Raw genomic sequence first — 26,316 nt, forward strand, 5'->3', positions numbered from 1 at the left:
AGGCAGGCGGGATCTGGGGCGGCGGACCACCATGAGCGGCGGGGCGGAAGCGGCGGAGCGGACGGGCGGCGCGGTCCAGGCGGCGGGCGGCACCCCGGCCGTCGAGCGCGAGACCCGCGGGCGCGCCGCCGGACAGGAGGCGGCGGCCGGAGTTCGGGCCGGCAACGACCCGGAGGCCAGCGACGCCTCCGGCGGCCTCGACCGCAGCCTGTTCCGCTACATCTGGCGTCACTCGAAGCGCGACCAGATCCTGATCTGCTGCGTCGTTCTGGCCTCGCTGCCGCTCTACTTCGCCTCCCTCGACCTGCCGCGGCGCATCGTCAACGAGGCGATCCAGGGCCATGCCTTCGAGAAGGGCAACGAGACGGCCAAGTTCCTGGTGCTGCGCCTGCAGATGCCGGACTGGTTCGGCCACGACGTCTCGCTGTTCGAGGGCTTCGACGTCGACCGGTTCGAGCTGCTGTTCGGCCTGTCCTCGATGTTCCTGCTGCTGGTGCTGATCAACGGCGCCTTCAAGTACTGGATCAACGTGGCGAAGGGCGCGCTCGGCGAGCGGATGCTGCGGCGCCTGCGGTTCCAGCTGTTCTCGCTGATCATGCGCTTCTCGCCGGAGGCCCTGCGCCACACCAAGGCCTCCGAGGTCGCCACCATCATCCGCGACGAGGTCGAGCCGATCGGCGGCTTCATCGGCGACGCCTACATCCTGCCGGCCTTCCTGGGCACCCAGGCCGCCACCGCGATGGCGTTCATCCTGCTCCAGAACGTCTGGCTCGGGCTCCTCGCCGCCGGGGTGGTGGGCGTGCAGTTCGTGGTGATCCCCCGCCTGCGGCGCGAGCTCCTGCGCCTCGGACGCCAGCGCCAGCTCGCCTCGCGCCGCCTCGCCGGCCGGGTCGGCGAGGTGGTGGACGGCATCGCGGCGGTGCATTCCAACGGGGCCGAGGCCTGGGAGCGGGCCGAGATCGGCCATCGCCTCGGCGGGTTGTTCGACCTGCGCCTGCGCATCTACCGGCGCAAGTTCATGGTCAAGTTCCTGAACAACCTGCTCGCCCAGATGACGCCGTTCCTGTTCTACTGCATCGGCGGCTACTTCGCCCTCAAGGGCCAGCTCAGCATCGGCCAGCTCGTCGCGGTGATCGCCGCCTATCGCGACCTGCCGCCGCCCCTGAAGGAGCTGATCGACTGGGACCAGCAGCGCCTCGACGTGCAGGTGAAGTACGAGCAGGTGCTGCAGCAATTCCTGCCCGAGCGGCTGATCGGGCTCGACGCGCCGGGCCGCGACGAGACCCTGTGCGGGCGCCTCGCCGCCGAGGGCGTCGGCGTCCAGGAGCCGCACGGGCCGGTGCTGACCAACGTCTCCCTCTCTCTGCCGCTGCCGGCCCTGGTCGGCATCGTCAGCGACGGCGGCCCGGCGGCCTCGACCTTCGCGCGGGTGCTGGCGCGGCGCGTGGTGCCGACCTCGGGGCGCCTCACCCTGAACGACCACGACCTCGCCGAATGGTCCGGCGCGGCGCTCACCCGGCGCATCGCCTATGCGGGGGTCGATCCGATCCTGTTCCCGGGCTCGTTGCGCGACAACATCGTGTACGGCCTCAACCGCCGCCCGCCCGAGGATGCCGCCGTCACCGATGCCAAGGCGCTGGCCGAGGCCCGCCGCACCGGCAACCCGGTCGAGCCCTTCCCGGCCGACTGGACCGACTACGCCCAGGCCGGCGTCGCGGATGCGAGCGCCCTCGACGCCCTGATCCTCGACTGGCTCACCCGCATCGGCATGGGCGAGGAGGTCTACCGCTTCGGCCTCCTCGGCCAGGTCGATCCCGAGCGCCACCCGGACCTCGCCGCCCGGCTGATCGAGGCCCGCATCGCCTTCCGCGAGCGCCTGGCGGCGGAGGGGCACGCCCACCTCGTGGAGCCGTTCGACCCCGCCCGCTACAACCGCCAGGCGACGGTGGCCGAGAACCTGCTGTTCGGCGTGCCGACCACCACGGCGCTGACCGGCCGGGCGCTGGCCGAGCACCCGGTTGTGCGCGTGGTGCTCGACCGGACCGGGCTCGCCGACGACCTCGTCACCATGGGCGAGCGGATCGCCGCGACGATGCTGGAGATCTTCCGCGGCCTGCCGAGCGGGCATCCGCTGTTCGAGCAGTTCTCGTTCCTCTCCGCCGACGAGCTGCCGGAATACGAGGCGATCCTCGCCCGACGCACCGCCACCGAGGCGTCCGCCGAGCGCCACGGCGGCTCGGCCCTCAACCGGATCCGGCGCCGCTGGATCGGGCTCGGCCGCTACGGCTCGGCCGACGCGACCCGGCTCATCGCCCTGCCGCTCGCCTATATCGAGCCCCGCCACCGCCTCGGCCTGATCGACGACGCCTTCCGCGAGCGGCTCGTCGAGGCGCGGGCGGAACTGCGCACCACCCTCGACGAGGCCGGGATGGGAGGCGTCGACTTCTACGACCCGGACCAGGTCTGCGCCGCAGCGCCGTTGCGCGACAACCTCCTGTTCGGCCGCATCAACCAGTCGGTCGCCGACGCCGTCGAGACCGTGACGGCGACCGGCACCGCCCTCGTCCAGGAGATGCAGCTCGCTCCCGCCATCACCCGGGTCGGGCTCGATCATCAGGTCGGCCCGGAGGGGCGCTTCCTGTCGAGCGTCCAGCGGGCGGTGGTGAGCCTGGTGCGGGCCCTGGTCCGCCGGCCGGACCTCCTCGTCCTCGACGGCGCCCTGTCGCCGTTGGGCGAGGCCCGCGCCCGCACCGTGCTGGGCCTGCTGCTGGAGCGGTTCGGCCGCGAGAACAGCCTCGTGGTGGTGCTGCCGAACGACCGTGCGGCCGACCGGTTCGCCCTGGTGCTGCGGGCCGCCGGCACGCAGATCCAGGGTCCGGAAACCCCTGGGCAGGAAACCCCTGGGCAGGAAACCCCTGGGCAGGAAACCCGTGGGCAGGAGATTCCCGCCGGATCCGTCGCGTCCCCCGAAGACATGACAACGGGGGCTGGCGCTGCGGCGCCGGCTGCGGCAGTCTCCGCACGCGCCGAGGACGAGACGGGGCCGGAACCGGCGCGCGTCGAGCAGGATGTGAAGGCATGACGCTTGAGACCGAGGTGCAGTCGCTGCGCCAAGTGCCGATGTTCCGCGAGGTGGACCCGGCCCGCCTGAAGCTCCTCGCCTTCACCAGCGAGCGGGTGCATTTCGCCGACGGCCAGCGCTTCTTCGACCGGGGCGACGCCGCCGATGCGGCCTACCTGATCCTGGAGGGGGAGGCGGCCGTGACCCTGGACGGGCCGCAGGGGCCGATCCGCCTGGCGCTTCTCGGCGCCAACGCCCTCGTCGGCGAGATGGGCATCCTGGCCGACCAGCCCCGCTCCGCCACCGTGACCGCGGTGGTGCCGACGACGGCGCTCCGCATCGACCGACGTGTCTTCCTCGAGCTCCTGAGCCAGTTCCCGCAGATCGCCATCGCGGTGATGCGCGAGCTCGCCCACCGCCTCGAGATGACCAACCAGCAGCTCGCCCAGATGCGGACCGGCTGACACCGACGAGCAACGAGGCGGGCCCGGACAAGAGGCGCGCCCGACGACACCACCGGGGGAACGCCATGGATCTCGCCGCCGGCCTGAAGGGCCGCCACGTCCTCGTCACCGGGGCCTCGAGCGGCCTCGGCGCCCACTTCGCCCGCCTCTGCGCGACCTGCGGCGCCGCCGTCACCGCGGCGGCGCGGCGCAAGGAGAAGCTCGACGCCCTGGTGCGCGACCTGAGCACCGCCGGCGCCCCGGAGGCCCGGGCCGTGGCCCTCGACGTCGCCGACCCGGATTCGGTGACGGCCGCCTTCGCGAGCCTGCACGCCCTGCCGGACGTGGTGGTCAACAATGCCGGCATCGCCGAGGGCGGGGCGGCGATCGACCTCGACCTCGCGGCCTTCGACCGGGTGATCGACACCAACCTGCGCGGGGTCTGGGTGATGTCGACCACCGCCGCCCGGGCTTGGCGGGATGCGGGCCGTGGCGGCGTCATCGTCAACGTCGCGTCGATCCTCGGCCTGCGGGTCACCGGCGGAGTCGGGCCCTACACGGTCTCGAAGGCCGGCGTGGTGCAGATGACCCAGGCGCTCGGCCTCGAATGGGCCCGCTACGGCATCCGGGTCAACGCGCTGGCGCCGGGCTATATCGGCACCGACATCAACCGCGACTTCTTCGAGACGCCGCCCGGCCAGGCGATGCTCAAGCGCATCCCGATGCGCCGGCTGGGCCGGCCGGAGGACCTCGACGGGGCTTTTCTGCTGCTGGCCGGGGATGCGTCGGGGTGGATGACCGGGGCGACATTGCCGGTGGATGGGGGGCATCTGGTTTCGGGGTTGTGAGGGGATTTCCGGAAGCGTTCTTTCCGAGACCTTTTCCTCGGATCGAAACCAGACGCCTTCGGGCAAGGCTCTGCTTCCGCTCCCTCGCGGCCATTCCGGATGTCACGCTTAAGTGTCGGAAAACAGGTGTTTTCCGACATCCAAAATGGTCAGATGACCCTGACGGGCGCTTCATGGGGTTGCTTTCGACCCATTGCAGACGAGCGACCCCTTTGCCGGTAGAACGTCCTGCATGACGGAACACACGAGCATCCATGTGCAGCGCGCCGATCATGTCGGCTTCGCGGTTGGCTCCCTCGACGAGGCACTTCGGTTCTGGATCGATGGGCTCGGCGCACGCCTCGTGCGGACGGGCGAGATGGGGGGCGAGTTCCTCGGTCAGGTCACCGGAGCGCATGGGGCGAAGGTGCGCTTGGCGATCGTTTCGCTGGCGGATCAGACGATCGAACTCCTGGAGTATCAGGGTCCGGACCGACCAAGCGTGCCAGCCAAGCCGTTCGACCCAGGCTTCGCGCATCTGGCCCTTGTGGTCGATGACATCGACGCGCACCTGGTGCGGATCGCCGCCTATGGCTGGAAGGCGCAAGGCACGCCGCAACCGATCGCGAGCGGTGCGCGGGCTGGAACGCGGGTGATCTACGCCGTTGGTCCTGACGGCGCGACGATCGAGTTCATGCAGCCGCCAGCGACCGCCAAGGATCACTGATCCCACCGGGCGGGTGTCCGCTTCCCACCCCATGCAGTCATTCGGCATGTCAGGCCTATGTACGGAAAACATGTGTTTGCCGACAGGGGCGCGCCGATCCCGCCGCGCGCCAACCTCCGCCATGCAGTTTGCGCGATAAACCCTGTCGGATTGATGTTATGGACGGAAAAGTCGGTTGAGGGGCGTCCCGTACATGCTGGTCGGGTACAGGCAGGTATCGACCGCCAATTTCCATCCACGGCAGTCCTTTGCCCTGTCACGCTGACCGGGCTTGGACATAAAACCGCGCACGCTCAAGGAGGATCGATTTTCGCGTAGCCGAAGCAGTCGCGCCGTGGTCGCCGTCGGCAAGGGCCCGAAAATCGAAAACGCCACCGTTACACCACCGGATAAGTAATGAACTCCAGCAACGACCCATCCGGGTCCCGAAAGTAGACGCTGATCCCCTCCCCGACAGCCCCATGACGCGGCACCGGCCCCAGTTCGACCGGCACGCCGTGGCGCTCGAGATGGACGAACGCCTCCTCGATCGGGCCGTGCCAGCGGAAGCAGAGGTCGCTGTTGCCAGGGGCCACCGGGATCCGGGCCCGCGGCTCGCCGATCTGGCCCGGACCGTGGCAGTTCAGCTGCACGCCGCCGAAGCGGTAGGCGTAGCCCCGCCCGACCGGGATGAGCTCGGCGCCGAGGACGTCCCGGTAGAAGGCGTTGGAGCGCTCCCAATCCGAGACGTGGATGACGCAATGGTCGAGATGGATCGCCGGGCGGACGATCGTCTCCGGGATGGCGCTGACGAGGTCGGGAAGGGTCTCGGTGTCCGGCATCGGGGGGCTCCGGCGTGCAGACCCCTAACGTAACGCCGCCGCGGCGCCGGTGAACAGCGGGGCGGCAGAAATGTCGCCTCGCCGTGCCGGCACGGGCCGCTGAGCCCGGTCAGGCTCGCCAGAACGGCTTGCGGCTCTCCCGCCGCACCGCGTCCGGATCGAGGCCGGTATCGCGCATCTGCGCGGGTGTGAGGTCGGCGAGGATCCGGCGGTCCCGGGCGCGTCGCCACCAGAGGCCCAGGAGCGCGGGGCGAGGCGGGCGAGGACCGGAGGCGGAGCGGGGAAGGGGCAGCGAGAGGGCGGGCATGGGGGTCGATCCGAGCGTGGGAAGCAGTCCGGCCGGGATTGCGCCGCCAGGAATGTACCGATACGAAGGTCGGAGCAATCGAAACATTGTCCTCGGATCAATGATGGTCGGACTCGATTACCGGGGGATCGCCGATGCGGTGGCGGCGGAGATCGCCGACGGGCGGCTCCGCCCGGGCGACAGGCTGCCGCCGCAGCGCGACTTCGCCTATGCCCGCGGCATCGCCGTCTCGACGGCGAGCCGGGTCTATGCCGAGCTGGCCCGGCGCGGCCTCGTCCTCGGCGAGGTCGGGCGCGGCACCTACATCCGCTCCGATCTCGGTGCGCCCGAGCCGATCCGGCCGGAGCCGCCGCCGGCCGCCCTCGATCTCCAGCGCACGATGTCGCGCCTGCCCGAGCAGGAGGCCTTGCTCGCCGAGACCCTGGCGGGCCTCGGGCGCGGGGCGGTCGATGCGGCGCTCACCCTCTACGGTCCGGCCGGCACGCCGCAGGCTCAGGGCGTCGCCGCCCGCTTTCTCGCGCAGGGCGGCTTCGCGCCCGATCCGGCCGGCCTCCTGTTCACCGGCAACGGGCGCCAGGGGCTGGCCGCCGCCCTGGCGGCGCTCGCCCCGCCCGGGGAGCGCATCGGCTGCGAGCCGCTGACCTATCCGGTGGTCAAGGGCATCGCGGCCCGGCTCGGCATCGCCCTCGTGCCGCTGCCCCTCGACGGCGAGGGGGTGCGGCCGGAGGCGATTCTCCAGGCCCACCGCACCGCGCCCCTGAGCGGGCTCTACCTCCAACCGACTTTGCAGAACCCGCTCGGGCTGACGATGGGGCCCGGACGCCGGGCGGAGATCGCCGCGGTGCTGGCGCAGACGGGGCTCACCCTCGTGGAGGATGCGGTCTACGGCTTCCTGCGCGAGACCGCTCCCATCGCCGCCCTGGCGCCCGACCGCACGATCCTGGTCGACAGCCTGTCGAAGCGTGTGATGCCGGGCCTGACCGTCGGGATGATCGTGAGCCCGCCGGAGATGGCGGACCGCCTCGCGGCCTCGGTGCGCCAGGGTGGATGGAGCGCGATGGGAGTCGCGCTCGCCGCCGGCACGCGCTGGATGGAGGACGGGTCCGCCGCCCGGCTCGCCCGCGCCAAGCGGACCGACGCCGCCGAGCGGCAGGCGATCGCGCGGGCCGGCCTCGCCGGCCTGCCGGTGACGGGGGACGCGGCGGCCTATCACCTCTGGCTCACGCTGCCGGAGACCTGGCGGGCCGAAGCCTACGCCGCGGCGGCCCTGAGGCGCGGCATCGCGCTCATCCCCGCCTCCTCCTTCGCGGTCAGCCCGGGCCATGCCCCGAACGCCGTCCGGCTCGCCCTCGCGGCGCCGCCGCGGGCCGATCTCGCGCGGGCGCTCGAGGCCCTGCGCCGGCTCGCCCTCGCGGGGGACGACCAGATGGTCGAGTAGGGCGGGCGCCCGTCACTGCGGCAGGCGCGCCGGCTGGCCCTGAGGCGGGCCGACGCCGGAGGCGCCCTCGGGAGGCGGAGTGCGCCTTGATGACGAGGCTGGCGCCTCCCAGGGGCCGGAATGACGAGGCTGGCGCCTCCCAGGGTCCGGATTGCGCGCGCCACCACCGCCGTCCAGGGCGACCGGTCCGGTTCTGCGCGATGGAACAAGCTCCCGACGCCGTGGCCCGGTCGTCCTTGCGCGCTGCCCGTTGCGCGTGTCGGTGGCGTCGCTGTTGCAGGGGCCGGCGCGGCTGTCCGGCGCCGCGCCGGCCATCCCCGCGTCAGCCGGCCACGTCGTGCTCGATCGCCCCGAAGATCGAGTGCCCGCCGGGATCCTTCATCTCGATCCGCAGGCGGTCGCCGGTTGCGAGATAGGGCGTGCGGACCCAGCCGCCGGTCAGGGCCTCGGCGGCGCGGGCCTCGGCCAGGCAGGCATAGCCGGCACCGCCCTCGGCGGCAGGGCGGCCCGGGCCGCCATCGATGCCGCGGTTCGAGACCGGGCCGGCACTGACGATCGTGCCCGCACCCAGGGCGCGGTGACGCGCCGCCTCCGCCACCAGGGCGACGAGGCCGCGTCCCAGATCGGTGCCGGCATCGGGGCAGCCGAGCGCCTTGCCGTTGCGGCTCACGAGCAGCGGGCGGTGCAGGCTGCCGTCGCGCCAGGCATCCCCGAGCTCGTCGGGGGTCACCACCACCGGTGCGAGGCTCGCGGCGATGGCCGGCGCCTCCGCCCCGTCGAGATCGAGCCCGTCCGGCCGCAGGCGGTCGTGGCGGATCACCTCCGCCACCAGCGTCACCAGCCGGACCGCGTCCTCCGCGGCGACCGTGTCGGCGCCCCGGAGCAGGTCGCCGGTGATCGCCGCGAGACCCGCCGAGAGGTCGAGGGAGGCCGCCGGATCGTCGACGGCGAGGGGATCGCGGGGGCCGAGGAACCCGTCGGAGGCGGCGTCGCGCAAGGTCCCCGCCTCGCCGGCCGGCGCCTCGGCGCCCGCGGCCTGGCGCAGCAGCGCCGCGTAGCCGGGCCAGGCGGCGGCGTGCCGGCGGGCATAGGCACGGGGGAGGGGAGCGGCGCAATCGTGCTCGTGAAAGCGGAACGAGGGCACCGAGCCGTGCTCGAGCTGCTCGGCCAGGGCGCTCAGGGCGGGAGCGTGGCGCTCCCACTCGTCGAGGGCCCGCTGCAGCGTCGGCACCACGATGAAGGCGTCGGTGGCGCGGGTCAGGTCGCGCGAGACCACGACGAGGCGGCCGTCGCGGCCGTGCTTGAGGCTGGCGAGCTTCATTCAGCGTCCCTCCTGTCGCCCGCTCACGCGGGCGGGGCGGCCCGATTCTTCGGGCGCGTTGCCCCATCATGGACCGCCCCGGCCGCGGAGGCTACGGCCGAGACGGCCGGGGCGGTCCCTCACGTCAGGTCGGGGGATCAGATCGTTCCGTGGACGAGGCCGTGGATGAAGCCGAGCTTGCCGATCACCGGCGGCGCCAGCACGAAGGGGTAGAGGTCGCCCTGGCCCATCGCCCGGTTGACGCTGTTGAGGGCGAAGACGAAGGGCAGCCAGGCGGCCACGATCTGCTCGATGCTCTGCGCCTCGTAGGGGTCGAAGTCGATCCGCGCGGCGAGCTCGCCCCCCGCGTCGAGGAGCGGGTGGACCTGCATGCCGAAGGCGCTCGCCATCTCCAGCGTGTCGACGATGTGCAGGTAGTGGGCCCAGGTCTCGGCGAAATCCTCCCACGGATGGGTGGTGGCGTAGGCCGAGACGAAGTTCTCCTGCCAGTTGGCCGGCGTGCCCTGCTCGTAGTGCCGCTGGAGCGCCGCGTTGTAATCCTGCGAATCGTCGCCGAACACCGCCCGGCAGGCCTCGAGCCGGCCGGCATCGCGCACCAGCAGGTCCCAGTAATGGTGGCCGACCTCGTGGCGGAAATGCCCGAGCAGCGTGCGATAGGGCTCGCCCATCTCGCGCCGGCGCTTCTCGCGCTCGGCGTCGTCGGCCTCGACGAGGGCGATGGTGATCACGCCGTTGTCGTGGCCGGTCATCACCTTCGGGCCCTGGTTCTCCGGCGGATCGGCCAGGAAGTGGAAGATCAGCCCGTGCTCGGGATCCTCGGCCCGGGTCTTCAGCGGCAGGTTCCAGCGCAGGAGGCTGTAGAAGAGCCGGTGCTTGGCGAATTCCATCTCGCGCCACTTGGCGAGGAAGTCCGGGTTCGACACGTCGGGGATCGTGCCGTTGTGGCGGCAGGCGAGGCAGAAGGTGTCGCCCGAGCCCGGTGGCACCAGCCAGTTGCAGGTGTCGTGCACCGCGTTGGCGCAGAACCGGCTCGGCCGGTCGGGCACGGCGAGCGGCGTCCAGTCCTCGCCTCCGGCGGGCGTGAGCGCCGAGAGGGTGCGGGTCTCCGGCAGGTAGGCGAGGCGGTGGCCGCAGCGCTGGCAGGTCCGGTTCTCGAAATACAGGATGTTGCCGCAGGACTGGCACTGGAACAGCTTCATCGGAATCTCCACCGGGCATACGGCCCGCCGCACGGTGCAACGAACGTGCTAGGGGGGCGGGGGTTGCGATGCCGCCTCGCCCGGAGTCGCATCAAGGCTCGAGGTCGTGGATCGGCCGTTCGCATCGGCCCCGGAGGCCGATGAGTCCCCAAGCGATGCGGCGTGCCGAAGGGGGGCCCGCCATCGCCTCCGGATTCCTGACCGACCCGTCGACATCGCCATGCGAGATGGCGGTGCCCAATCCACCATGCACGATCTCGTTCCGGACCCGCGCCAGGGACCTCGGGCGGCGGGCATCGTCGTCGGACGAGGATTGGACCGTCATGGCACGCGTCTCCATCCGCGACTGTCGTCGACCATCATGGGACGACCGGAGGGTCCGCGGCGACGGCTCGCGCGTGGGCGATCGGGCCTGGTCGCGCCGATGCCCAGCCTGTCGTCGCCCGCACGCCAGGTCACCGGGAAGCCGGGCATCACGGCGGCCACCCATGTCCCCCACGCCCTCACATCCCGCCCGGAAATCCCCTATCACCAGACCGCAAACCCGAACCGGGCCGGCACAAGGTCCGCGCGAGAGGAGACGCCGATGGCGATGAACGGGGCCGAGAGCCTGGTGCGCACCCTGGTGGCGGGGGGCGTGGAGGTGTGCTTCACCAATCCGGGCACCTCGGAGATGCACTTCGTCGCCGCCCTCGACCGGGTCGAGGGGATGCGGGCGGTCCTGTGCCTGTTCGAGGGCGGGGCGACGGGTGCGGCCGACGGCTATGCCCGCATGGCCGACAAGCCGGCCTCGACGCTGCTGCATCTCGGGCCGGGCCTCGGCAACGGCATCGCCAACCTGCACAATGCGCGCCGCGCCCGCTCGGCCGTCGTCAACATCGTGGGCGAGCACGCCACCTATCACCGCACCTTCGACGCGCCGCTCACCTCCGACATCGAGGGGCTGGCCGGCCCGGTCTCGGCCTGGCTCCGCACGGGCCTGAGCGCCAAGGCGGTGGCGGCGGACGGGGCGGATGCGGTCGTCGCCGCCCGCACGGCGCCCGGCGGCGTCGCCACCCTGATCCTGCCCGCCGACACCGCCTGGGAGGAAGGCTCCGGCATCGCGCCCCTGCCGGCGATCCCGGAGCGGCCGCGGGCGAGCGACGAGGCGATCGCGCACGCGGTCGCGGCCCTGCGCAGCGGCGAGCCGGTGCTGCTCCATCTCGGCGACCGGGCGGTGCGCGACGAGGGACGGCGCATCGCCGCCCGCATCGCGGAAAAAACCGGCGCCAAGCTCCTGGCCATGACCTCGAACGCCCGCATCGACCGGGGCGCCGGCACGGTGCCGATCGAGCGCCTGCCCTATCCGGTCGATCCGGCCCGGGAGGTGCTGGCGCCCTACAAGCACGTGATCCTCATCGGCGCGACGCTGCCGGTGGCGTTCTTCGCCTATCCGGGCAAGCCGAGCGCGCTCGCTCCCCCCACCTGCGACGTCTTCGCCCTCGCCACCCCCGAGCAGGACCAGATCGACGCCCTGGAGCGCCTGGCCGAGGCGGTCGGCGCGCCGCCCGAGGCGCCGCTTCCCTCCGGCCCCCGTCCCGCCCTGCCGGCGAGCGGACCGCTGGACCAGGATTCGATCGCCCGGGTGCTCGGCGCGCTGATCCCCGAGGGCGCCATCATCTGCGACGAGTCGGTCACGACGGGGCGCAACTTCTTCGCCTCCACCCATGCGGCGGCGCCCCATACCTGGCTCCAGCTCACGGGTGGCGCGATCGGGCTCGGCATCCCGATGGCGACCGGCGCCGCGGTGGCCTGCCCGGACCGCAAGGTGATCTCGCTCCAGGCCGACGGCAGCGCCCTCTACACCGCCCAGGCGCTCTGGACCCAGGCGCGCGAGCGCCTCGACGTGGTGACGCTGATCTGGGCGAACCGCTCCTACGCGATCCTGCGCCACGAGCTGACCAATGTCGGCGCGAATCCGGGTCGCAAGGCGATCGACATGCTGACCCTCGACGATCCGCCGATCGACTGGGTGAGCCTGTCGCGGGGCTACGGCGTCGAGGCGCGCCGGGTCGAGACCCTGGCCCAGCTCGTCGACACCCTGACGGGGGCGCTCGCCCGGCGCGGCCCGTTCCTGATCGAGGTGGCGCTGGGATAGCGGCGGCGCACGATCCCGGTCTCGCGGCTCACAGATTCGTGATTGAGCCGGCTTAAGTTAACTTCCCGGAAGAGGCTGGGGGTCTAGCACATGACGGTTCGGGTTCGGATCGGACGAGATGATCGGCAGTGCGAAAGGCGACGGCACGGACGGGCTGCTGCACCGCTGGCGTGCCGCCCGGGCCGCCGCCCGCGGGCTGCCGGCCTACGAGGAACTGGTCCTCGGTAATCTCGGCCGCATGGCCGGCCGCGCCGCCCTGGTGGGTGGACCGGCCGGCAGGCCCCACCTGCTCTGGGTGGGCGAGGAATTCGAGGGCTGGCTCGGCCGCGAGGGGGCGGGCCTCGCCCTCGACGACTTGCCGGGGGGGCTCGCGCATTCCTTGCGCGACGTCGTCGGCGACGCGCTCGCCGCCGGCGAACCGGTTCAGGCGCATTGCGCGCAGGTATCGGGCGGCGTCGCCTACACGACCGGAATGCTCGGCCTGCCCCTCGCGACGTGGAGGGGCGAGCGCCTGGTGCTCCTGTGCCTCGCCGGCGAGACCGCGCGGACGAACCTCCTCAAGACCCTGTTCCGCTCGACCCGGCAAGGCATGGTGGCCGGGGCGGCTCTGCGCGACGAGAGCGGCGCGGTGCAGGATTTCCGGATCCTCGCCCTCAACGCCGCCGCGGCCGCGATGCTGCGCGCCACCGTCGAGACGGCGCAGTGGCAGCGCCTGACCACCCTGATGCCGCATCTCAAGGGCTCGCCTACCCTGGAGCGCCTGGTGGCGGCTCTCGAGGGCACGACCGGCGCCTTCGAGGGCTCCTATCCGCGGCCCGACGGGAGCGTGCTGCACCTGCGCGTCGAGGTCGCGGCGATCGGCGAGCTGATCGGCGTCACCCTCACCGATATCGGCGACCTGAAGGCGCGGGAGGCCTCGGCCCGCCTCCTGTTCGAGCATAACCCGGTCCCGATGTGGCTCTCGGGAGAGGGCGGGGCGGTGCTGGCGGTGAACGACGCCGCCACCGGCCATTACGGTTTCTCCCGCGAGGACTTCCTGCGCCTCTCGGCCGGCGACCTCGTGGTGCCGGAGGCCAAGGGGTCGTACGCCCCGGCTCCGTCCCAGCGCCACCGCCGGTCCGATGGCAGCCTGATCGACGTCGAGGTCTTCTCCGGCCCGATCCCGTTCGAGGGCCTGAGCGCCACCCTGACGGCCTGCGTCGACGTGACCGAGCAGCGCCGGGCCGAGCGGCGCATCGCCCACATGGCCCATCACGACGCCCTCACGGGGCTGCCGAACCGCGTCCTGTTCCACCAGCGGCTGGCCGAGGCGGTGGCGGCGGGTCTGCCGCTCGGCCTGCTCTGCCTCGACCTCGACCACTTCAAGCTCGTCAACGACACCCTCGGCCACCCGGCCGGCGACGCCCTGCTGCGCGAGGTCGCCGAGCGCCTGCGCGCCTGCCTCGACGCCGATGGGCTGGTGGCGCGACTCGGCGGCGACGAGTTCGCGATCCTGGGCCCCGGAGGGCGGGACGTCCTCCTCGGCCTCGCCGACCGGATCATCGCCGCCCTCGGCCGCCCCTTCGCGCTCGACGGCCAGGACGTCACGATCGGGGCGAGCGTCGGGATCGCGCTGGCGCCCGAGCACGGCGACGACCCCGACGGGCTCCTGCGTAAGGCCGATACCGCGCTCTACGCCGCCAAGGCCGACGGGCGGCGCACGCGGCGCCTGTTCGAGCCCGCCATGGATGCGGCGCTGCAGAGCCGGCGCGCCCTGGAACGCGACCTGCGGGCGGCGATCGCCGCCGAGGCGCTGGAGGTGCATTACCAACCCCTCGTCGCCACGGGCAGCCTCGCGGTGACGGGCTGCGAGGCGCTGCTGCGCTGGCGCCATCCGGACCGGGGCTTCGTCTCGCCGGGCGCGTTCATCCCGGTGGCCGAGGAGACCGGGCTGATCGCGCCCCTGGGCGAGTGGGTGCTGCGTCGGGCCTGCCGCGAGGCCGCCGGCTGGCCGGGCGGCGTGCGGGTCGCCGTGAACCTGTCGCCGGCGCAGTTCCGCACCCCCGACCTCGTCGGGACCGTGGCGCGGGCGCTCGCCGAGTCGGGCCTCGACCCGGCCCGGCTCGAGCTCGAGATCACCGAGCAGGTGATGCTGGAAGAGAGCACCGCCAACGTGGCGGTGCTGCACCGGCTGCGCGGTCTCGGGGTGCGGATCGCCATCGACGATTTCGGCACCGGCTACGCCTCGCTGAGCTACCTGCAGGCCTTCCCGTTCGACAAGATCAAGATCGACCGCTCGTTCACCGCGGCGGTCGGCCGCGAGGCCACCGCGGTGGCGATCGTGCAGGCGGTGATCGGGCTCGGCGCCAGCCTCGGCATCACGACGCTGGCGGAGGGCGTCGAGACCGAGGCGCAGCTCGCCTTCCTGCGGCGCAGCGGTTGCGGCGAGGTGCAGGGCTTCCTGTTCAGCCGGCCGGTGCCGGCGGACGAGCTGCGCGGGCTGCTCGCGGCCTCGGCGGTGCCCTGGGCGGCGGCCGCCTGATTGTCGCCGCCCGTTTCCCGGACGTTGAGTCCGTGAAGACACAACCTGCGCGGTCGGGAACGGCTAGGCATGGGAAAACTCCCCTGGGGAAAACTCCCCTCGGGAAAACTCCCCTCGGGAAAACTCCCCGTGGGAAAACTCCCCTTGCCGAAAGGTCACGCCCGCATGCTCCCGCGCCGTCTCGTCCTCGCCCTCCTCGCCGGGCTGCCGCTCGCGGCCTGCAACACCCGCGGGCCAGCGAATGTCGCGGCGGCGGATCCGGACGCGGCCTGGTACATCGGCAGCATGCCCGACCAGCCCTACGACGTGCCGCTGGTCGACCGCAGCCGGATGGATCCGAAGTACCGGCGCCAGACCGTCGCCTATACCGGCCTGGAGAAGCCCGGCACCGTCGTGGTCGATATCGACGAGCGCTTCCTCTACCTCGTCCAGGAGGGCGGCCAGGCGATGCGCTACGGCGTCGGCGTCGGCAAGCTCGGCTTCTCCTGGAAGGGCACCGCCACGGTCGGCCGCAAGGGCGTCTGGCCCGATTGGGGCCCGACCGCCAAGATGGTCAGCCTCAACCCCGACCTGCCGCGCCTGCGCAAGGGCGGCCTCGACAACCCGCTGGGCGCCCGCGCCCTCTACCTCTACCAGGGCGGCCGCGACATCCTGTTCCGCATCCACGGCACCAACGAGCCCTGGAGCATCGGCGAGCAGATGTCCTCGGGCTGCGTGCGCATGCTCAACGAGGACGTGGTCGACCTCTACAACCGGGTGCCGGTGGGCACGACCGTGCTGGTGAAGCGGAACGGGAAGTACCGGGCGTAGGAGGGCCGCCGCGCCGGAGGGCGCGGCGCCGCGTCATGGTCCTCCCATCATGGGGGTGGCCCGCCGGTACGAGCGAGGGGCGGAGGCCTCACTCCGCCGCCGTCGCCATCGCCTCGGCCGGGTTGCGGAAGCGGGCCAGCAGAGCCGCTTCCTCGGCCTTCGCCGCCGCGAGGTTCTTCGCCTTCACCGGGCCGTAGCCGCGGATGCGCTGGGGCAGGCTGGCGAGGCCGATCGCGGCGGCGTGGTTGGCCGGGGTGAGACCGCGGACGATCTCGGCCATCAGCGCCTCGAAGTCCTGCACCAGGCGCCGTTCCTCGCGCCGTTCCCGGGTGTAGCCGAACGGGTCGAAGGCCGTGCCGCGCAGGGCCTTCATCCGGGCGAGAACCCCGAAGGCCTTCATCATCCAGGGCCCGAAGGTCGTCTTGCGCGGCCGGCCGGTGGCGGGATCGCGGCGGGCGAGCAGCGGCGGGGCGAGGTGGAACTCGTAGCGCAGGCCCTCGCCCTCGAAGGTGCGCTCCACCTGCGCCTGGAAGCTGCCGTCGGTGTAGAGCCGGGCGACCTCGTACTCGTCCTTGTAGGCCATCAGCCGGAAGAGCGAGCGGGCGGCGGCGTCCGCGAGCGCCTCCTGGCCGGGCAGGATCGCAGCTTCCCGGGCCCGTAAGGCCGCCACGGCCGTCGCGTAGCGGGCGGCATAAGCGGCGTCCTGGTAGGCGGTCAGGAAGGCGACGCGCTTGGCGATGACGCCGTCGAGGTCCGGCGCCAGCTCCGGAGCCGGGGCTTCGACCGCCCGCATCGTCTCGGGGGAAGCCGCCGCGCGCCGCCCCCAGGCGAAGGCCGCGAGGTTCATCGCCACCGCCTCGCGGTTGAGCTCGATCGCCTTGACGAGGGCGTCTCGCGAGAGCGGCACCCGTCCGCGCTGCCAGGCATAGCCCAGCATGAACATGTTGGCGGCGAGCGCATTGCCGAGCGCCGAGACGGCGAGGCTGGTCGCATCGGTGAAGTCGGCGTGCTCGACCCCGGCCGCCTCGCGGATCGCCCGCTTGATCCGCTCGGCCGGCAGGGAGAAATCGGGCCGGCGGGTGAACTCGCCCGGCATCACCTCGGCGGTGTTGATGACGAGGTGGGTGCGGCCCTTCGTGATCGCCGACAGCACCTTGCGGTGGCCGCTCACCACGAGGTCGCAGCCGAGCACCAGGTCGGCGGCGCCCGCACCGACCCGGATCGCGTGGATGTCCTCCTGCCTTCGGGCGAGGCGCACATGGCTGAACACCGCCCCGCCCTTCTGGGCGAGGCCGGCCATGTCGATCATCCCGAGGCCCTTGCCCTCGAGATGCGCCGCCATGCCGAGGATCGCCCCGATCGTCACCACCCCGGTGCCGCCGACGCCGGTGACGATCAGGTTGTAGGTCCCGGCGATCTCCGGGATCGCGGGCTCCGGCAGGCCCGCATCCGGCGCCTCGGTGCCCGCCGCCGCCGGGAGTCCGGCCGGCTGGCTGCGGGGCTTCGCTCCATGCACCGTCACGAAGGACGGACAGAAGCCCTTCACGCAGGAAAAGTCCTTGTTGCAGCCCGACTGGTCGATGCGGCGCTTGCGGCCGAACTCGGTCTCGACCGGCTGCACCGCGACGCAGTTCGACTGCACCGAGCAGTCGCCGCAGCCCTCGCAGACGAGTTCGTTGATGATCACACGCTTGTCCGGGTCGGGATAGGCGTTGCGCTTGCGGCGGCGGCGCTTCTCGGAGGCGCAGGTCTGGTCGTAGATCATCACCGAAACGCCCGGCACCTCGGCCAGCTCGCGCTGGACCGCATCCAGCTCGTCGCGGTGGTGGATCGTCAGCCCGTGCGGCCAGGCGACCGTCGCCGGGTACTTGTCCGGCTCGTCGGTGACGAGGGCGATGCGCTCGACGCCCTCCGCCCGCACCTGCGCGGCGATGCGGTCGACGGTCAGCCCTCCCTCGTGCGGCTGGCCGCCGGTCATCGCCACCGCGTCGTTGAACAGGATCTTGTAGGTGATGGTGGTGCCGGTATCGACGGCCCAGCGGAGCGCCAGCGAGCCCGAATGGTTGTAGGTGCCGTCGCCGAGATTCTGGAAGACGTGGCCGCGCTTCGAGAAGCTGTTCTCGCCGATCCAGTTCGCGCCCTCGCCGCCCATCTGGGTGAAGCCGTCGGTACTGCGGTCCATCCACTGCGCCATGTAGTGGCAGCCGATGCCCGCATAGGCCCGCATCCCCTCTGGCACCTTGGTCGAGGAATTGTGCGGGCAGCCGGCGCAGAAATGCGGGATCCGCGCGGCGATGTCGGCGGTCGCTGCCAGCCGCTCCTGCGCGCCCTGCAGCCGGGCGACGCGCCCCGCGAGGTCGTCGTTGCGGTGGTAGCGCAGCAGGCGCTCGCCGAGCGCCACCGCGATGTCGTTGGGGTCGAGGGCGCCCTTCACCGGGAAGAGCCAGTTCCCCTCTTCATCCCGCTTGCCGATGCAGACGGGCTGGTGGCGCGACCCGTACAGCTCCTCGCGCAGCTGCACCTCGATCAGCGAGCGCTTCTCCTCCACCACCATCACGAGGTCGAGGCCGTCCGCGAACTCCGCCAGTTCCCGCCGCGACAGCGGCCACGGGCAGGCGACCTTGTAGAGGCGCAACCCCATGTCGTTGGCCTTGACCTCGTCGAGGCCGAGGTCGTCCATCGCCTGGCGCACGTCGAGATAGGACTTGCCGACCGTGATGATGCCGATCTTCGGCTGGCGCCCGCCGGTGAGCACGATCCGGTTGAGGTTGTTGGCGCGCACGAAGGCCAGCATGGCGTCGCGCTTGAAGTCCTGGAGGCGGGCCTCCTGCTCCAGGATGCCGTCCGGCGTGCGGATGTTGAGCCCGCCCGGCGGCATCAGGAAGTCGTCGGGAAGGACGATCTTCACCCGGTCGAGGCGCGCATCGACGCTCGCGGTCGATTCGATGTTCTCCTTCACGCATTTGAATGCGACCCAGGTGCCGCAATAGCGGCTCATCGCGTAGCCGTAGAGGCCGTAATCCAAGATCTCCTGCACGCCGGCCGGGTTCAGGATCGGCGACATGACGTCGACGAAGTGGAACTCCGATTGATGCGCGACGGTGGAGGATTCCGCCGTGTGGTCGTCGCCCATCAGCGCCAGCACGCCGCCATGGCGCGAGGTGCCGGCCATGTTGGCGTGGCGGAAGACGTCGCCGGAGCGGTCGACCCCGGGGCCCTTGCCGTACCAGAGGCCGAACACGCCGTCGTAGCGGCCCTCGCCCCGCATCTCGGCCTGCTGTGCGCCCCAGATCGCGGTGGCGGCCAGTTCCTCGTTGAGGCCGGGCTGGAACACGATGCCGGCCTGGTCGAGAACCGTCTTCGCCCGCACCAGGTTCTGGTCGAGCCCGCCGATCGGCGAGCCGCGATAGCCCGACACGAAGCCCGCGGTGTTGAGCCCCGCCGCCCGGTCGCGGGCCTGCTGCATCAGCAGCATCCGGATCACCGCCTGGGTGCCGGTAACGAAGACCTGATCGCGGGAGAGATCGTACTTGTCGTCGAGGCTGACCGGCCGAAGGGACGGGGTGGTCGCGGGCGAACCCATCGCGTGTTCCTCTCCTCCTCGCGCGGTGCGGACCGGTTTGACCGGCCTCTCGGGACCACGCCGATTAAGTCAGGAAGGCTGACATTTCCGGCCGGTCCCGTCAACGCGCCCTGGAGGCGTTCCAGACAGCTCAACCTTGCCGCCTCTCCGGATTCGCGGCATCACGGCGGCCCCTCTCGGGCCCTCGCGCCCGCTCAAGACCGGATGACCTCGCGATGATCCGCTCCGACATCCTCGCCGCGATCGGCGGCACGCCCTTGATCCGTCTCAAGCGCGCCTCGGAGGAGACCGGCTGCACCATCCTGGGCAAGGCCGAGTTCATGAATCCCGGCCAGTCGGTGAAGGACCGCGCCGCCCTGTTCATGGTCGAGGCCGCGGAGCGCGCCGGCACCTTGCGGCCGGGCGGCACCATCGTCGAGGGCACGGCGGGCAATACCGGCATCGGCCTCGCCCTGGTCGGCGCCGCGCGCGGCTATCGCACCGTGATCGTGATCCCCGACACCCAGTCGGCGGAGAAGAAGCAGGCGCTGCGGCTCGCCGGGGCCGACCTCGTCGAGGTACCGGCGGTGCCCTTCGCCAACCCCAACAATTACGTGAAGGTGGCCGGCCGCCTCGCCGAGCGCCTCTCCGCCACAGAGCCCGGCGGCGCCTTCTTCGCCGACCAGTTCGACAACACGGCCAACCGCGAGGCCCACATCGCCACGACGGGTCCCGAGATCTGGGAGGCGACCGAGGGGAAGGTCGACGGCTTCATCTGCGCGGCCGGCACCGGCGGCACGCTGGCCGGCACCGCGGCGGCGTTGCGCGCCCGCAACCCGGCGGTGACGATCGGGCTCGCCGATCCCGACGGCTCGGCCCTGCATCCCTATTACGCCACCGGCGAACTCAAGGCCTCGGGCAGCTCGATCACCGAGGGCATCGGCCAGGGCCGCATCACCGGCAACCTCGCGGGCTTCCGGCCCGACATCTCCTTCGGCATCCCCGATGCCGAGGCGCTGCCGCTGGTCTTCGGCCTGCTGGAAGAGGAGGGCCTGTGCCTCGGCGGCTCGTCGGGGATCAACGTGGCGGGGGCGATCCGGCTCGCCCGCCATCTCGGCCCCGGCCACACCATCGTGACGATCCTGTGCGATTACGGCACCCGCTACGCCTCGAAGCTGTTCGATCCGGGCTTCCTGCGCGCCCGCGACCTGCCGGTGCCGCACTGGCTCGCGAGCCCGCGAACGATCGATCCGGGGCTGGTGCCGACGGGAGCCTGACGACCCCCGCAAATATTTTTTCACGCCTCCGCGCGGCCCAAGATCCGCGTCGGGCGTGTCCGAGGTGAGGCGGCGAAGAACGAGGCGTCGCCGCCGTCCCGCCGTCCCGGATCGGCCGGCCCTGCCGCTCCCCGAAGCGGTTTCGCTGCGCCCGGCGGGCCATCGCGAAAAGATGTGAGCCTGCCTGATCCTGGTGCCCGGCAGGACAGGATTCCGCGATCCCGCCCGGCCCGGGCCGAATGCCGGCGCCGGGCGCCGTTCGTCCTGCCGTCCACTCCCGTTCATCGGACAAATCAGAACTGTATTGTCCGTCGATCGACGTGCTGCGTTGCAAGCACAGAGGCGTGCCGTACCCGGTCGATCGGCTCATTAAAGACTTGTTAACCGTGATTGCGCAGCTTTTCCCGGTCGTCAGAACAAGAGACACCCGGGGGCCCTCGTCACCAGGAGGAAAAGCAGCATGGCGCCAGCGACCACCCTCGCGGAGGCCGAGCGCAAGCTCGTCATCGAGACGCTCATCCGTTGCCGTGGCAACCGTACCCACGCCGCCAAGATGCTCGGCATCTCGGTGCGCACGGTGCGCAACCGGATCGCGGAATACAGGAGGATCGGCGTCTGCCTGCCGATCTACCGCGACGTCGTCTGGGCCGACTGGTCGGACGGAGAGTTCTCGCTGGAGGAGACGGGGCTGGGAATGTCGGCGGAGGTGGGTGCCTGACGGAGCCGGGACGCCGGATGGCAGGCTCGGGCAGGACGGTAACGACCCTGTCGGGCGCTTCTCCGAATCGTCCCACCCTCGACCTCGTCCCGAGGTGCCGGGCGATCGGAGGTCGCTCAGCCTCGAAGGAGGGTTCCAGAGGCCACGGAGATGACTGGAGCCCTCCTTCGAGGCTCGCTTCGCTCACACCTCAGGATGAGGTCGCGGGCGGGATGGGGAGATAGCCCCGCAGCCCTCAGATCTCGCTCCGCCGCAACAAATAATCCAACCCTCCCACCCGGTACCACCGGTACCCGTACCCCTCCAGCAGCACGCGGTGCCGGTCGTCGTCGTCGGCCCGGCTGCGCTGGCCGGTGAGGAGGTCGATCAGGTGCCGGCCTTCGCCGTCTAGGCCGGTGGCGAAGGTGATTTCCTTCGGCTCCGCCGCGAAGTTGTGCAGGCAGAGAACCGCGTTGTTGCGCCAGTCGTAGCGCAGGGCGAGCACGCTCGTGTCGCCGGTCTCGAGGGCGGTGAAGTCGCCCCAGCCGATCTCCGGCACTTCCTTGCGCATGCGGATGACCCGCTCCATCCAGTTGAGGAGCGATTCCGGCGCGCAGCGCTGCGCCGCGGCGTTGACGTGGGCGTAGGCGTAGGGCCCCTCATGGATCGGCGGCGATTCGGGGCTGTCGCTGAGCGTGAAGCCGCCCTGCGGCTCGTCCGACCACTGCATCGGCGTGCGGGCGCAATCGCGTTCCGGCAGCGAGAGGTCGTCGCCCATGCCGATCTCGTCGCCGTAGCGCAGGACGGGCGTGCCCGGCAGGGTGAACATCAGGCTGTAGGCGAGTTCGATCCGGCGCCGGTCGCCGCCGAGCATCGGCGCGAGGCGCCGGCGGATGCCGCGGTCGTAGAGCTGCATGTCCGGGTCGGGCCCGAATTCCTGGAAGACGGTCTGGCGCTGCTTCTCGGTCAGGCGGCCGAGGTCGAGCTCGTCGTGGTTGCGCAGGAAGATCGCCCATTGGCCCGAGGGCGGCCGGTTCCAGGTCTTCTCCAGCGCCTTCACCAGCGGCCGCGCATCGGCGGAGGCCAGCGCGTAGAACAGGGCCTGGTTGACCTGGAAGTTGAACATCATGTGCATGCGGTCGGCGTCGTCGCCGAAATAATCGAGGTCCTGGCGCGGCAGGATGTTGGCCTCGGCCAGGATGATCGCGTCGCCCTGGCGCCATTGCAGGAACTCGCGGAACAGCCGCAGCAACTCGAACTGCTCGCGCGGCTCGCCCGAGACCTCCGGCCCCTTCTCGGCGATCACGAACGGCACCGCGTCCATCCGGAAGCCCGAGACGCCGAGCTGGATCCAGAACCCCATGATCTTCAGGATCTCGGCCTGGACGTGCGGGTTGGCGGTGTTGAGGTCGGGCTGGAAATCGTAGAAGCGGTGGAAGTACCAGGCCTTCGCTTCCTTGTCGTAGCTCCAGGTGCTCTTCTGCACCCCCGGGAAGACCATGCCCTGGTCGGCATGCGGCGGCTTCGTCTTCGACCAGACGTACCAGTCGCGGGTGCGGGCGTTCGGGTCGGAGCGGGCGGCCTGGAACCAGGGATGCTGGTCGGAGGTGTGGTTGACCACGAGGTCGATCAGCACCCGCATCCCGCGCTGCTTGGCGGCGTGGGTGAAGGCGACGAAGTCGCCGAGCGTGCCGTAGCGCGGATCGACGCCGTAATAATCGGCCACGTCGTAGCCGTGGTCGCGGTTCGGCGAGGGCTGGAACGGGTGCAGCCAGATCGCCGTCACGCCGAGCCCGAGCAGATAGTCGAGGCGCCGCTCCAGCCCCTCGAAATCGCCGACGCCGTCGCCGTTGGCATCCATGAAGGAGCCGACCGAGAGGCAGTAGATCACCGCGTTCTTGTACCAGAGGTCCTCGATCACCCCGGTTCCCCCTCAACCTCGACGATGCATGCGAGCCATCACAACTAGGGCAAGCGCGAACCAAGCGTAGCCTTGGCGCAGGCTTAGGCAGAATGGCGCCGATGAGGGCGGGGATGCCGACAAAAAGCGGGCAAACGGCCACGGAATCCGGCGCGTGCCCACAATTTGAGCCCGGATCTCCGGGAACCTTTCCCGAAAAATGCCTTGGCACGCGCCTTGCGGATCCGCCCCCGGCCGCTGCGGCCCAGGGAGACGATGAACATGACGTGGAAGGGTTGGCTCTCGCGCGCCGCGGTCGCGGGCGGGTTGGCGCTCGGCACGCTGACGACCACGGTCGCCTCGGCGCAGGAGACCATCAAGGTCGGCATCCTGCACTCGCTCTCGGGCACGATGGCGATCTCCGAGACGACGCTCAAAGACGTCATGCTGATGCTCATCGACGAGCAGAACAAGAAGGGCGGCGTGCTCGGCAAGAAGCTCGAGGCGGTGGTCGTCGATCCGGCCTCGAACTGGCCGCTCTTTGCCGAGAAGGCGCGCGAGCTGATCGCCAAGGACAAGGTCTCGGCGGTGTTCGGCTGCTGGACCAGCGTGTCGCGCAAGTCCGTTCTGCCGGTGTTCAAGGAGCTGAACTCGATCCTGTTCTACCCCGTCCAGTACGAGGGCGAGGAGAGCGAGCGCAACGTGTTCTATACCGGCGCCGCCCCGAACCAGCAGGCGATCCCGGCCGTCGACTACCTGATGAAGGAGGAGAAGGTCGAGCGCTGGGTGCTGGAGGGCACCGACTACGTCTATCCCCGCACCACCAACAAGATCCTCGAAGCCTACTTGAAGGCCAAGGGCGTGAAGCCCGAGGATATTTCCATCAACTACACCCCGTTCGGCCAGTCCGACTGGCAGACCCGGGTCGCCGCGATCAAGAGCTTCGGCTCGGCCGGCAAGAAGACCGCGGTGGTCTCGACCGTCAACGGCGACGCCAACGTGCCGTTCTACAAGGAGCTGGCGAACCAGGGCATCAAGGCGACCGACATCCCGGTCGTGGCCTTCTCGGTCGGCGAGGAGGAGCTGGCCGGCATCGACACCAAGCCGCTGCTCGGCCACCTGGCCGCCTGGAACTACTTCATGTCGATCGACACGCCGGCCAACAAGGCGTTCATCGAGAAGTGGCACGCCTACACCAAGAACCCGAAGCGCGTCACCAACGACCCGATGGAGGCCCACTACATCGGCTTCAACATGTGGGTGAAGGCGGTCGAGAAGGCCGGCACCACCGATCCCGACAAGGTGATCGCGGCGCTTCCGGGCATCAAGCAGGACAACCTGACCGGCGGCACCTCGGAGATGCTGGCCAACCACCACATCACCAAGCCGGTCTTCATCGGCGAGATCAAGGATAACGGCCAGTTCGACGTGGTGTGGAAGACCGACGGCCTGATCCCCGGCGAGGCCTGGTCGAAGCAGCTCGACGGCTCGAAGGACCTCGAGGCCGACTGGGTCAAGCTCAATTGCGGCAACTACAACACCAAGACCAAGAAGTGCGGCGGCGCGTGAGCGTGTGACCAAGCGGCGAGCGCCACGGCGCTCGCCGCCATGAGCGCGGGACCCCTCTTCCACACGGGAGGGGGGAGGACGCCACAATCCTCTTCCGGACACCCCTTGTATGCGCCGCTGCCTCGTCCTTCTCCTCGTCGCCTGGTGCGCCGTGCTGGCCCTGCCCGCCGCCGCGCAGACCGGGTCCGATGCCGCCTATGCCCGGCTCGCCGGCGACAGCTATTCCGACATCGAGGCCGGCATCGCCGCGCTTTCCACCAGCGGCGACCCGAAGGCCGGGCCGGTATTGCGGGCGCTGACCGACAACCGCCTGCTCTACCGCCCCGACGACAAGGCGCTCGCCATCAAGGACGGCGCCAAGGTCACCGACGCCCGCACCGGCGCCGCGATGAGCGCGGACGGCCTCAAGCCCGTGCGGGTCAACAACCGGGTGCGGCGCGCGATCGACGCGGCCCTCGGCACCCTGAACCTGCTCGCGCCCGATCCGGCCACTCGCCGCATCGCCGCCGACGCGGTGTTGAAGGCCCGCGACGCGGCCGCTCTCCCGGCCCTCGACGCCGCGCTCGCCCGCGAGTCGGATGCGGGCGTGAAGCGGAGCCTCCAGGAGGCCCGAGCCGCCGCGCTGCTCGCCAAGCCCGGCGCCCCCGAGATCGAGCGGCTCTCGGCCATCGACACCCTCCAGGCCCGCGGCGACTCGGAAGCGCTCGCCATCCTGCGCGGCCTCTCGGCGGATCCCGCCCAGAGCGTGCGCGACGCCGCCGCCCGTGGGATCTCAGGCATCGAGACCCGCCAGGCGCTGATGGCGAACGTGCAGAACGCCTGGTACGGCATCTCTCTCGGCTCGGTGCTGCTGCTCGCCGCCATCGGCCTCGCCATCACCTTCGGGGTGATGGGCATCATCAACATGGCGCATGGCGAGATGGTGATGCTCGGCGCCTACACCACCTACCTGGTGCAGGAGCTGATCCGCCAGAACGCTCCCGGCCTGTTCGACTGGTCGCTGCCGATCGCGATCCCGCTCGCCTTCCTCGCCGCCGGCGCCGTCGGCATCCTGATCGAGCGCAGCGTCATCCGCCATCTCTACGGCCGGCCGCTGGAGACGCTGCTCGCCACCTGGGGCATCAGCCTGATCCTGCAGCAGGCGGTGCGCTCGGTGTTCGGCCCGACGAACCGCGAGGTCGGCGCGCCGTCCTACATGTCCGGCGCCTTCGACCTGTTCGGCCTCTCGATCACCTGGGGCCGGCTGTGGATCGTGGTTTTCGCGCTTGGCGTCTTCATCGCCCTCAACCTGATCCTGAAGGCGACCTCGTTCGGCCTGAAGACCCGCGCCGTCACCCAGAACCGCCGCATGGCCGCCGCCATGGGCATCCGCACGCCCTGGATCGACGCCTTCACCTTCGGCCTCGGCTCGGGCATCGCGGGCGTCGCCGGCGTCGCGCTCTCGCAGATCGACAACGTCTCGCCGAATCTCGGCCAGGGCTACATCATCGACTCGTTCCTGGTCGTGGTCTTCGGCGGCGTCGGCAACCTGTGGGGCACGCTGGTGGCGGCTCTCACCCTCGGCGTCGCCAACAAGTTCCTGGAGCCCTATGCCGGCGCGGTGCTCGGCAAGATCCTGCTCCTCGTCTTCATCATCCTGTTCATCCAGAAGCGGCCGCGCGGCCTGTTCGCGCTCAAGGGCCGGGCGGTGGAGGCCTGA

General features: G+C 71.0%; 18 protein-coding genes. 12 read left to right on the plus strand and 6 right to left on the minus strand.

The window, feature by feature from the left end; genetic code table 11:
- Positions 1–31 precede the first annotated feature (31 nt).
- The 4 genes from VQ03_RS01910 to VQ03_RS01925 all read left to right on the plus strand — a co-directional run bounded on the left by VQ03_RS01910 (position 32) and on the right by VQ03_RS01925 (position 5,058).
- Positions 32–3,082, plus strand: a complete 3,051-nt coding sequence (locus tag VQ03_RS01910; protein ID WP_083467716.1) for an ABC transporter ATP-binding protein — start codon at positions 32–34, stop codon at positions 3,080–3,082.
- Entirely contained in the window at positions 3,079–3,525 is a 447-nt protein-coding gene (locus VQ03_RS01915; protein WP_048449164.1) for a Crp/Fnr family transcriptional regulator, read from the plus strand. Before VQ03_RS01910 ends, VQ03_RS01915 begins: the two co-directional genes overlap by 4 nt.
- 65 nt (positions 3,526–3,590) lie before the next feature.
- Complete coding sequence (locus VQ03_RS01920) at positions 3,591–4,352, plus strand: SDR family NAD(P)-dependent oxidoreductase (RefSeq protein ID WP_048449165.1); 762 nt, start codon at positions 3,591–3,593, stop codon at positions 4,350–4,352.
- A 232-nt stretch (positions 4,353–4,584) separates the two neighbouring features.
- Positions 4,585–5,058 (plus strand): VOC family protein, encoded by a 474-nt coding sequence (locus VQ03_RS01925; RefSeq protein WP_048449166.1) that lies wholly within the window; start codon positions 4,585–4,587, stop codon positions 5,056–5,058.
- Positions 5,059–5,435: 377 nt separating this feature from the next.
- Here VQ03_RS01925 and VQ03_RS01930 read toward each other — a convergent pair whose 3' ends face one another.
- Together VQ03_RS01930 and VQ03_RS01935 are read right to left on the minus strand one after the other, a co-directional pair.
- The gene (locus VQ03_RS01930; protein ID WP_048449167.1) at positions 5,436–5,879 is read right to left on the minus strand and encodes a VOC family protein; all 444 of its coding nucleotides are present in this window, start codon (positions 5,877–5,879) and stop codon (positions 5,436–5,438) included.
- Between the two features lie 109 nt (positions 5,880–5,988).
- Entirely contained in the window at positions 5,989–6,186 is a 198-nt protein-coding gene (locus tag VQ03_RS01935) for a DUF1127 domain-containing protein (protein WP_048449168.1), read from the minus strand.
- Positions 6,187–6,289: 103 nt separating this feature from the next.
- Between VQ03_RS01935 and VQ03_RS01940 the strand changes: the two genes are divergently transcribed.
- Positions 6,290–7,624: an aminotransferase-like domain-containing protein gene (locus VQ03_RS01940; protein ID WP_048449192.1), complete on the plus strand. Its 1,335-nt coding sequence runs from the start codon at positions 6,290–6,292 to the stop codon at positions 7,622–7,624.
- A 322-nt stretch (positions 7,625–7,946) separates the two neighbouring features.
- Here VQ03_RS01940 and VQ03_RS01945 read toward each other — a convergent pair whose 3' ends face one another.
- The gene (locus VQ03_RS01945; protein WP_048449169.1) at positions 7,947–8,945 is read right to left on the minus strand and encodes a fumarylacetoacetate hydrolase family protein; all 999 of its coding nucleotides are present in this window, start codon (positions 8,943–8,945) and stop codon (positions 7,947–7,949) included.
- A 137-nt stretch (positions 8,946–9,082) separates the two neighbouring features.
- Positions 9,083–10,144 carry a zinc-binding metallopeptidase family protein gene (locus VQ03_RS01950; RefSeq protein WP_048449170.1) on the minus strand — a complete coding sequence of 354 codons (1,062 nt, stop codon included), beginning with the start codon at positions 10,142–10,144 and terminating at the stop codon, positions 9,083–9,085.
- 586 nt (positions 10,145–10,730) lie between these two features.
- Between VQ03_RS01950 and VQ03_RS01960 the strand changes: the two genes are divergently transcribed.
- The 3 genes from VQ03_RS01960 to VQ03_RS01970 all read left to right on the plus strand — a co-directional run bounded on the left by VQ03_RS01960 (position 10,731) and on the right by VQ03_RS01970 (position 15,612).
- A complete protein-coding gene (locus VQ03_RS01960; RefSeq protein ID WP_048449172.1) occupies positions 10,731–12,281 on the plus strand; it encodes an acetolactate synthase large subunit in 1,551 nt (516 codons plus the stop codon).
- A gap of 118 nt (positions 12,282–12,399) precedes the next feature.
- Entirely contained in the window at positions 12,400–14,802 is a 2,403-nt protein-coding gene (locus VQ03_RS01965; RefSeq protein ID WP_083467717.1) for a putative bifunctional diguanylate cyclase/phosphodiesterase, read from the plus strand.
- 165 nt (positions 14,803–14,967) lie between these two features.
- Positions 14,968–15,612: a L,D-transpeptidase gene (locus VQ03_RS01970; protein WP_048449173.1), complete on the plus strand. Its 645-nt coding sequence runs from the start codon at positions 14,968–14,970 to the stop codon at positions 15,610–15,612.
- Between the two features lie 88 nt (positions 15,613–15,700).
- Here the strand turns inward: VQ03_RS01970 and VQ03_RS01975 are convergent, their stop codons facing one another.
- Complete coding sequence (locus tag VQ03_RS01975) at positions 15,701–19,195, minus strand: indolepyruvate ferredoxin oxidoreductase family protein (protein WP_048449174.1); 3,495 nt, start codon at positions 19,193–19,195, stop codon at positions 15,701–15,703.
- A gap of 215 nt (positions 19,196–19,410) precedes the next feature.
- On the opposite strand from VQ03_RS01975, the gene VQ03_RS01980 reads away from it, so the two are divergent.
- Both VQ03_RS01980 and VQ03_RS01985 read left to right on the plus strand, forming a co-directional pair.
- Positions 19,411–20,451, plus strand: a complete 1,041-nt coding sequence (locus tag VQ03_RS01980) for a cysteine synthase A (RefSeq protein ID WP_048449175.1) — start codon at positions 19,411–19,413, stop codon at positions 20,449–20,451.
- Between the two features lie 460 nt (positions 20,452–20,911).
- On the plus strand, positions 20,912–21,169 hold the full coding sequence (locus tag VQ03_RS01985) for a helix-turn-helix domain-containing protein (protein WP_048449176.1): 258 nt from the start codon (positions 20,912–20,914) through the stop codon (positions 21,167–21,169).
- 235 nt (positions 21,170–21,404) lie between these two features.
- On the opposite strand, the gene VQ03_RS01990 is transcribed toward VQ03_RS01985, so the two are convergent.
- Positions 21,405–23,069, minus strand: coding sequence for an alpha-amylase family protein (locus VQ03_RS01990; RefSeq protein WP_048449177.1), 1,665 nt, complete (start codon positions 23,067–23,069; stop codon positions 21,405–21,407).
- Positions 23,070–23,330: 261 nt separating this feature from the next.
- On the opposite strand from VQ03_RS01990, the gene urtA reads away from it, so the two are divergent.
- Entirely contained in the window at positions 23,331–24,617 is a 1,287-nt protein-coding gene (urtA, locus tag VQ03_RS01995; RefSeq protein ID WP_048449194.1) for an urea ABC transporter substrate-binding protein, read from the plus strand.
- A gap of 109 nt (positions 24,618–24,726) precedes the next feature.
- Positions 24,727–26,316, plus strand: coding sequence for an urea ABC transporter permease subunit UrtB (gene urtB, locus VQ03_RS02000; RefSeq protein ID WP_048449178.1), 1,590 nt, complete (start codon positions 24,727–24,729; stop codon positions 26,314–26,316).

It is taken from the genome of Methylobacterium tarhaniae (assembly GCF_001043955.1).
Lineage (GTDB): Bacteria > Pseudomonadota > Alphaproteobacteria > Rhizobiales > Beijerinckiaceae > Methylobacterium > Methylobacterium tarhaniae.

Excerpts from the sequence above, each read along its gene's own strand:
- VQ03_RS01910 (WP_083467716.1), top strand. The coding sequence starts at position 32 with ATGAGCGGCGGGGCGGAAGCGGCGGAGCGGACGGGCGGCGCGGTCCAG.
- VQ03_RS01915 (WP_048449164.1), top strand. The coding sequence starts at position 3,079 with ATGACGCTTGAGACCGAGGTGCAGTCGCTGCGCCAAGTGCCGATGTTC.
- VQ03_RS01920 (WP_048449165.1), top strand. The coding sequence starts at position 3,591 with ATGGATCTCGCCGCCGGCCTGAAGGGCCGCCACGTCCTCGTCACCGGG.
- VQ03_RS01925 (WP_048449166.1), top strand. The coding sequence starts at position 4,585 with ATGACGGAACACACGAGCATCCATGTGCAGCGCGCCGATCATGTCGGC.
- VQ03_RS01930 (WP_048449167.1), bottom strand. The coding sequence starts at position 5,879 with ATGCCGGACACCGAGACCCTTCCCGACCTCGTCAGCGCCATCCCGGAG.
- VQ03_RS01935 (WP_048449168.1), bottom strand. The coding sequence starts at position 6,186 with ATGCCCGCCCTCTCGCTGCCCCTTCCCCGCTCCGCCTCCGGTCCTCGC.
- VQ03_RS01940 (WP_048449192.1), top strand. The coding sequence starts at position 6,290 with ATGGTCGGACTCGATTACCGGGGGATCGCCGATGCGGTGGCGGCGGAG.
- VQ03_RS01945 (WP_048449169.1), bottom strand. The coding sequence starts at position 8,945 with ATGAAGCTCGCCAGCCTCAAGCACGGCCGCGACGGCCGCCTCGTCGTG.
- VQ03_RS01950 (WP_048449170.1), bottom strand. The coding sequence starts at position 10,144 with ATGAAGCTGTTCCAGTGCCAGTCCTGCGGCAACATCCTGTATTTCGAG.
- VQ03_RS01960 (WP_048449172.1), top strand. The coding sequence starts at position 10,731 with ATGGCGATGAACGGGGCCGAGAGCCTGGTGCGCACCCTGGTGGCGGGG.
- VQ03_RS01965 (WP_083467717.1), top strand. The coding sequence starts at position 12,400 with ATGATCGGCAGTGCGAAAGGCGACGGCACGGACGGGCTGCTGCACCGC.
- VQ03_RS01970 (WP_048449173.1), top strand. The coding sequence starts at position 14,968 with ATGCTCCCGCGCCGTCTCGTCCTCGCCCTCCTCGCCGGGCTGCCGCTC.
- VQ03_RS01975 (WP_048449174.1), bottom strand. The coding sequence starts at position 19,195 with ATGGGTTCGCCCGCGACCACCCCGTCCCTTCGGCCGGTCAGCCTCGAC.
- VQ03_RS01980 (WP_048449175.1), top strand. The coding sequence starts at position 19,411 with ATGATCCGCTCCGACATCCTCGCCGCGATCGGCGGCACGCCCTTGATC.
- VQ03_RS01985 (WP_048449176.1), top strand. The coding sequence starts at position 20,912 with ATGGCGCCAGCGACCACCCTCGCGGAGGCCGAGCGCAAGCTCGTCATC.
- urtA (WP_048449194.1), top strand. The coding sequence starts at position 23,331 with ATGACGTGGAAGGGTTGGCTCTCGCGCGCCGCGGTCGCGGGCGGGTTG.
- urtB (WP_048449178.1), top strand. The coding sequence starts at position 24,727 with ATGCGCCGCTGCCTCGTCCTTCTCCTCGTCGCCTGGTGCGCCGTGCTG.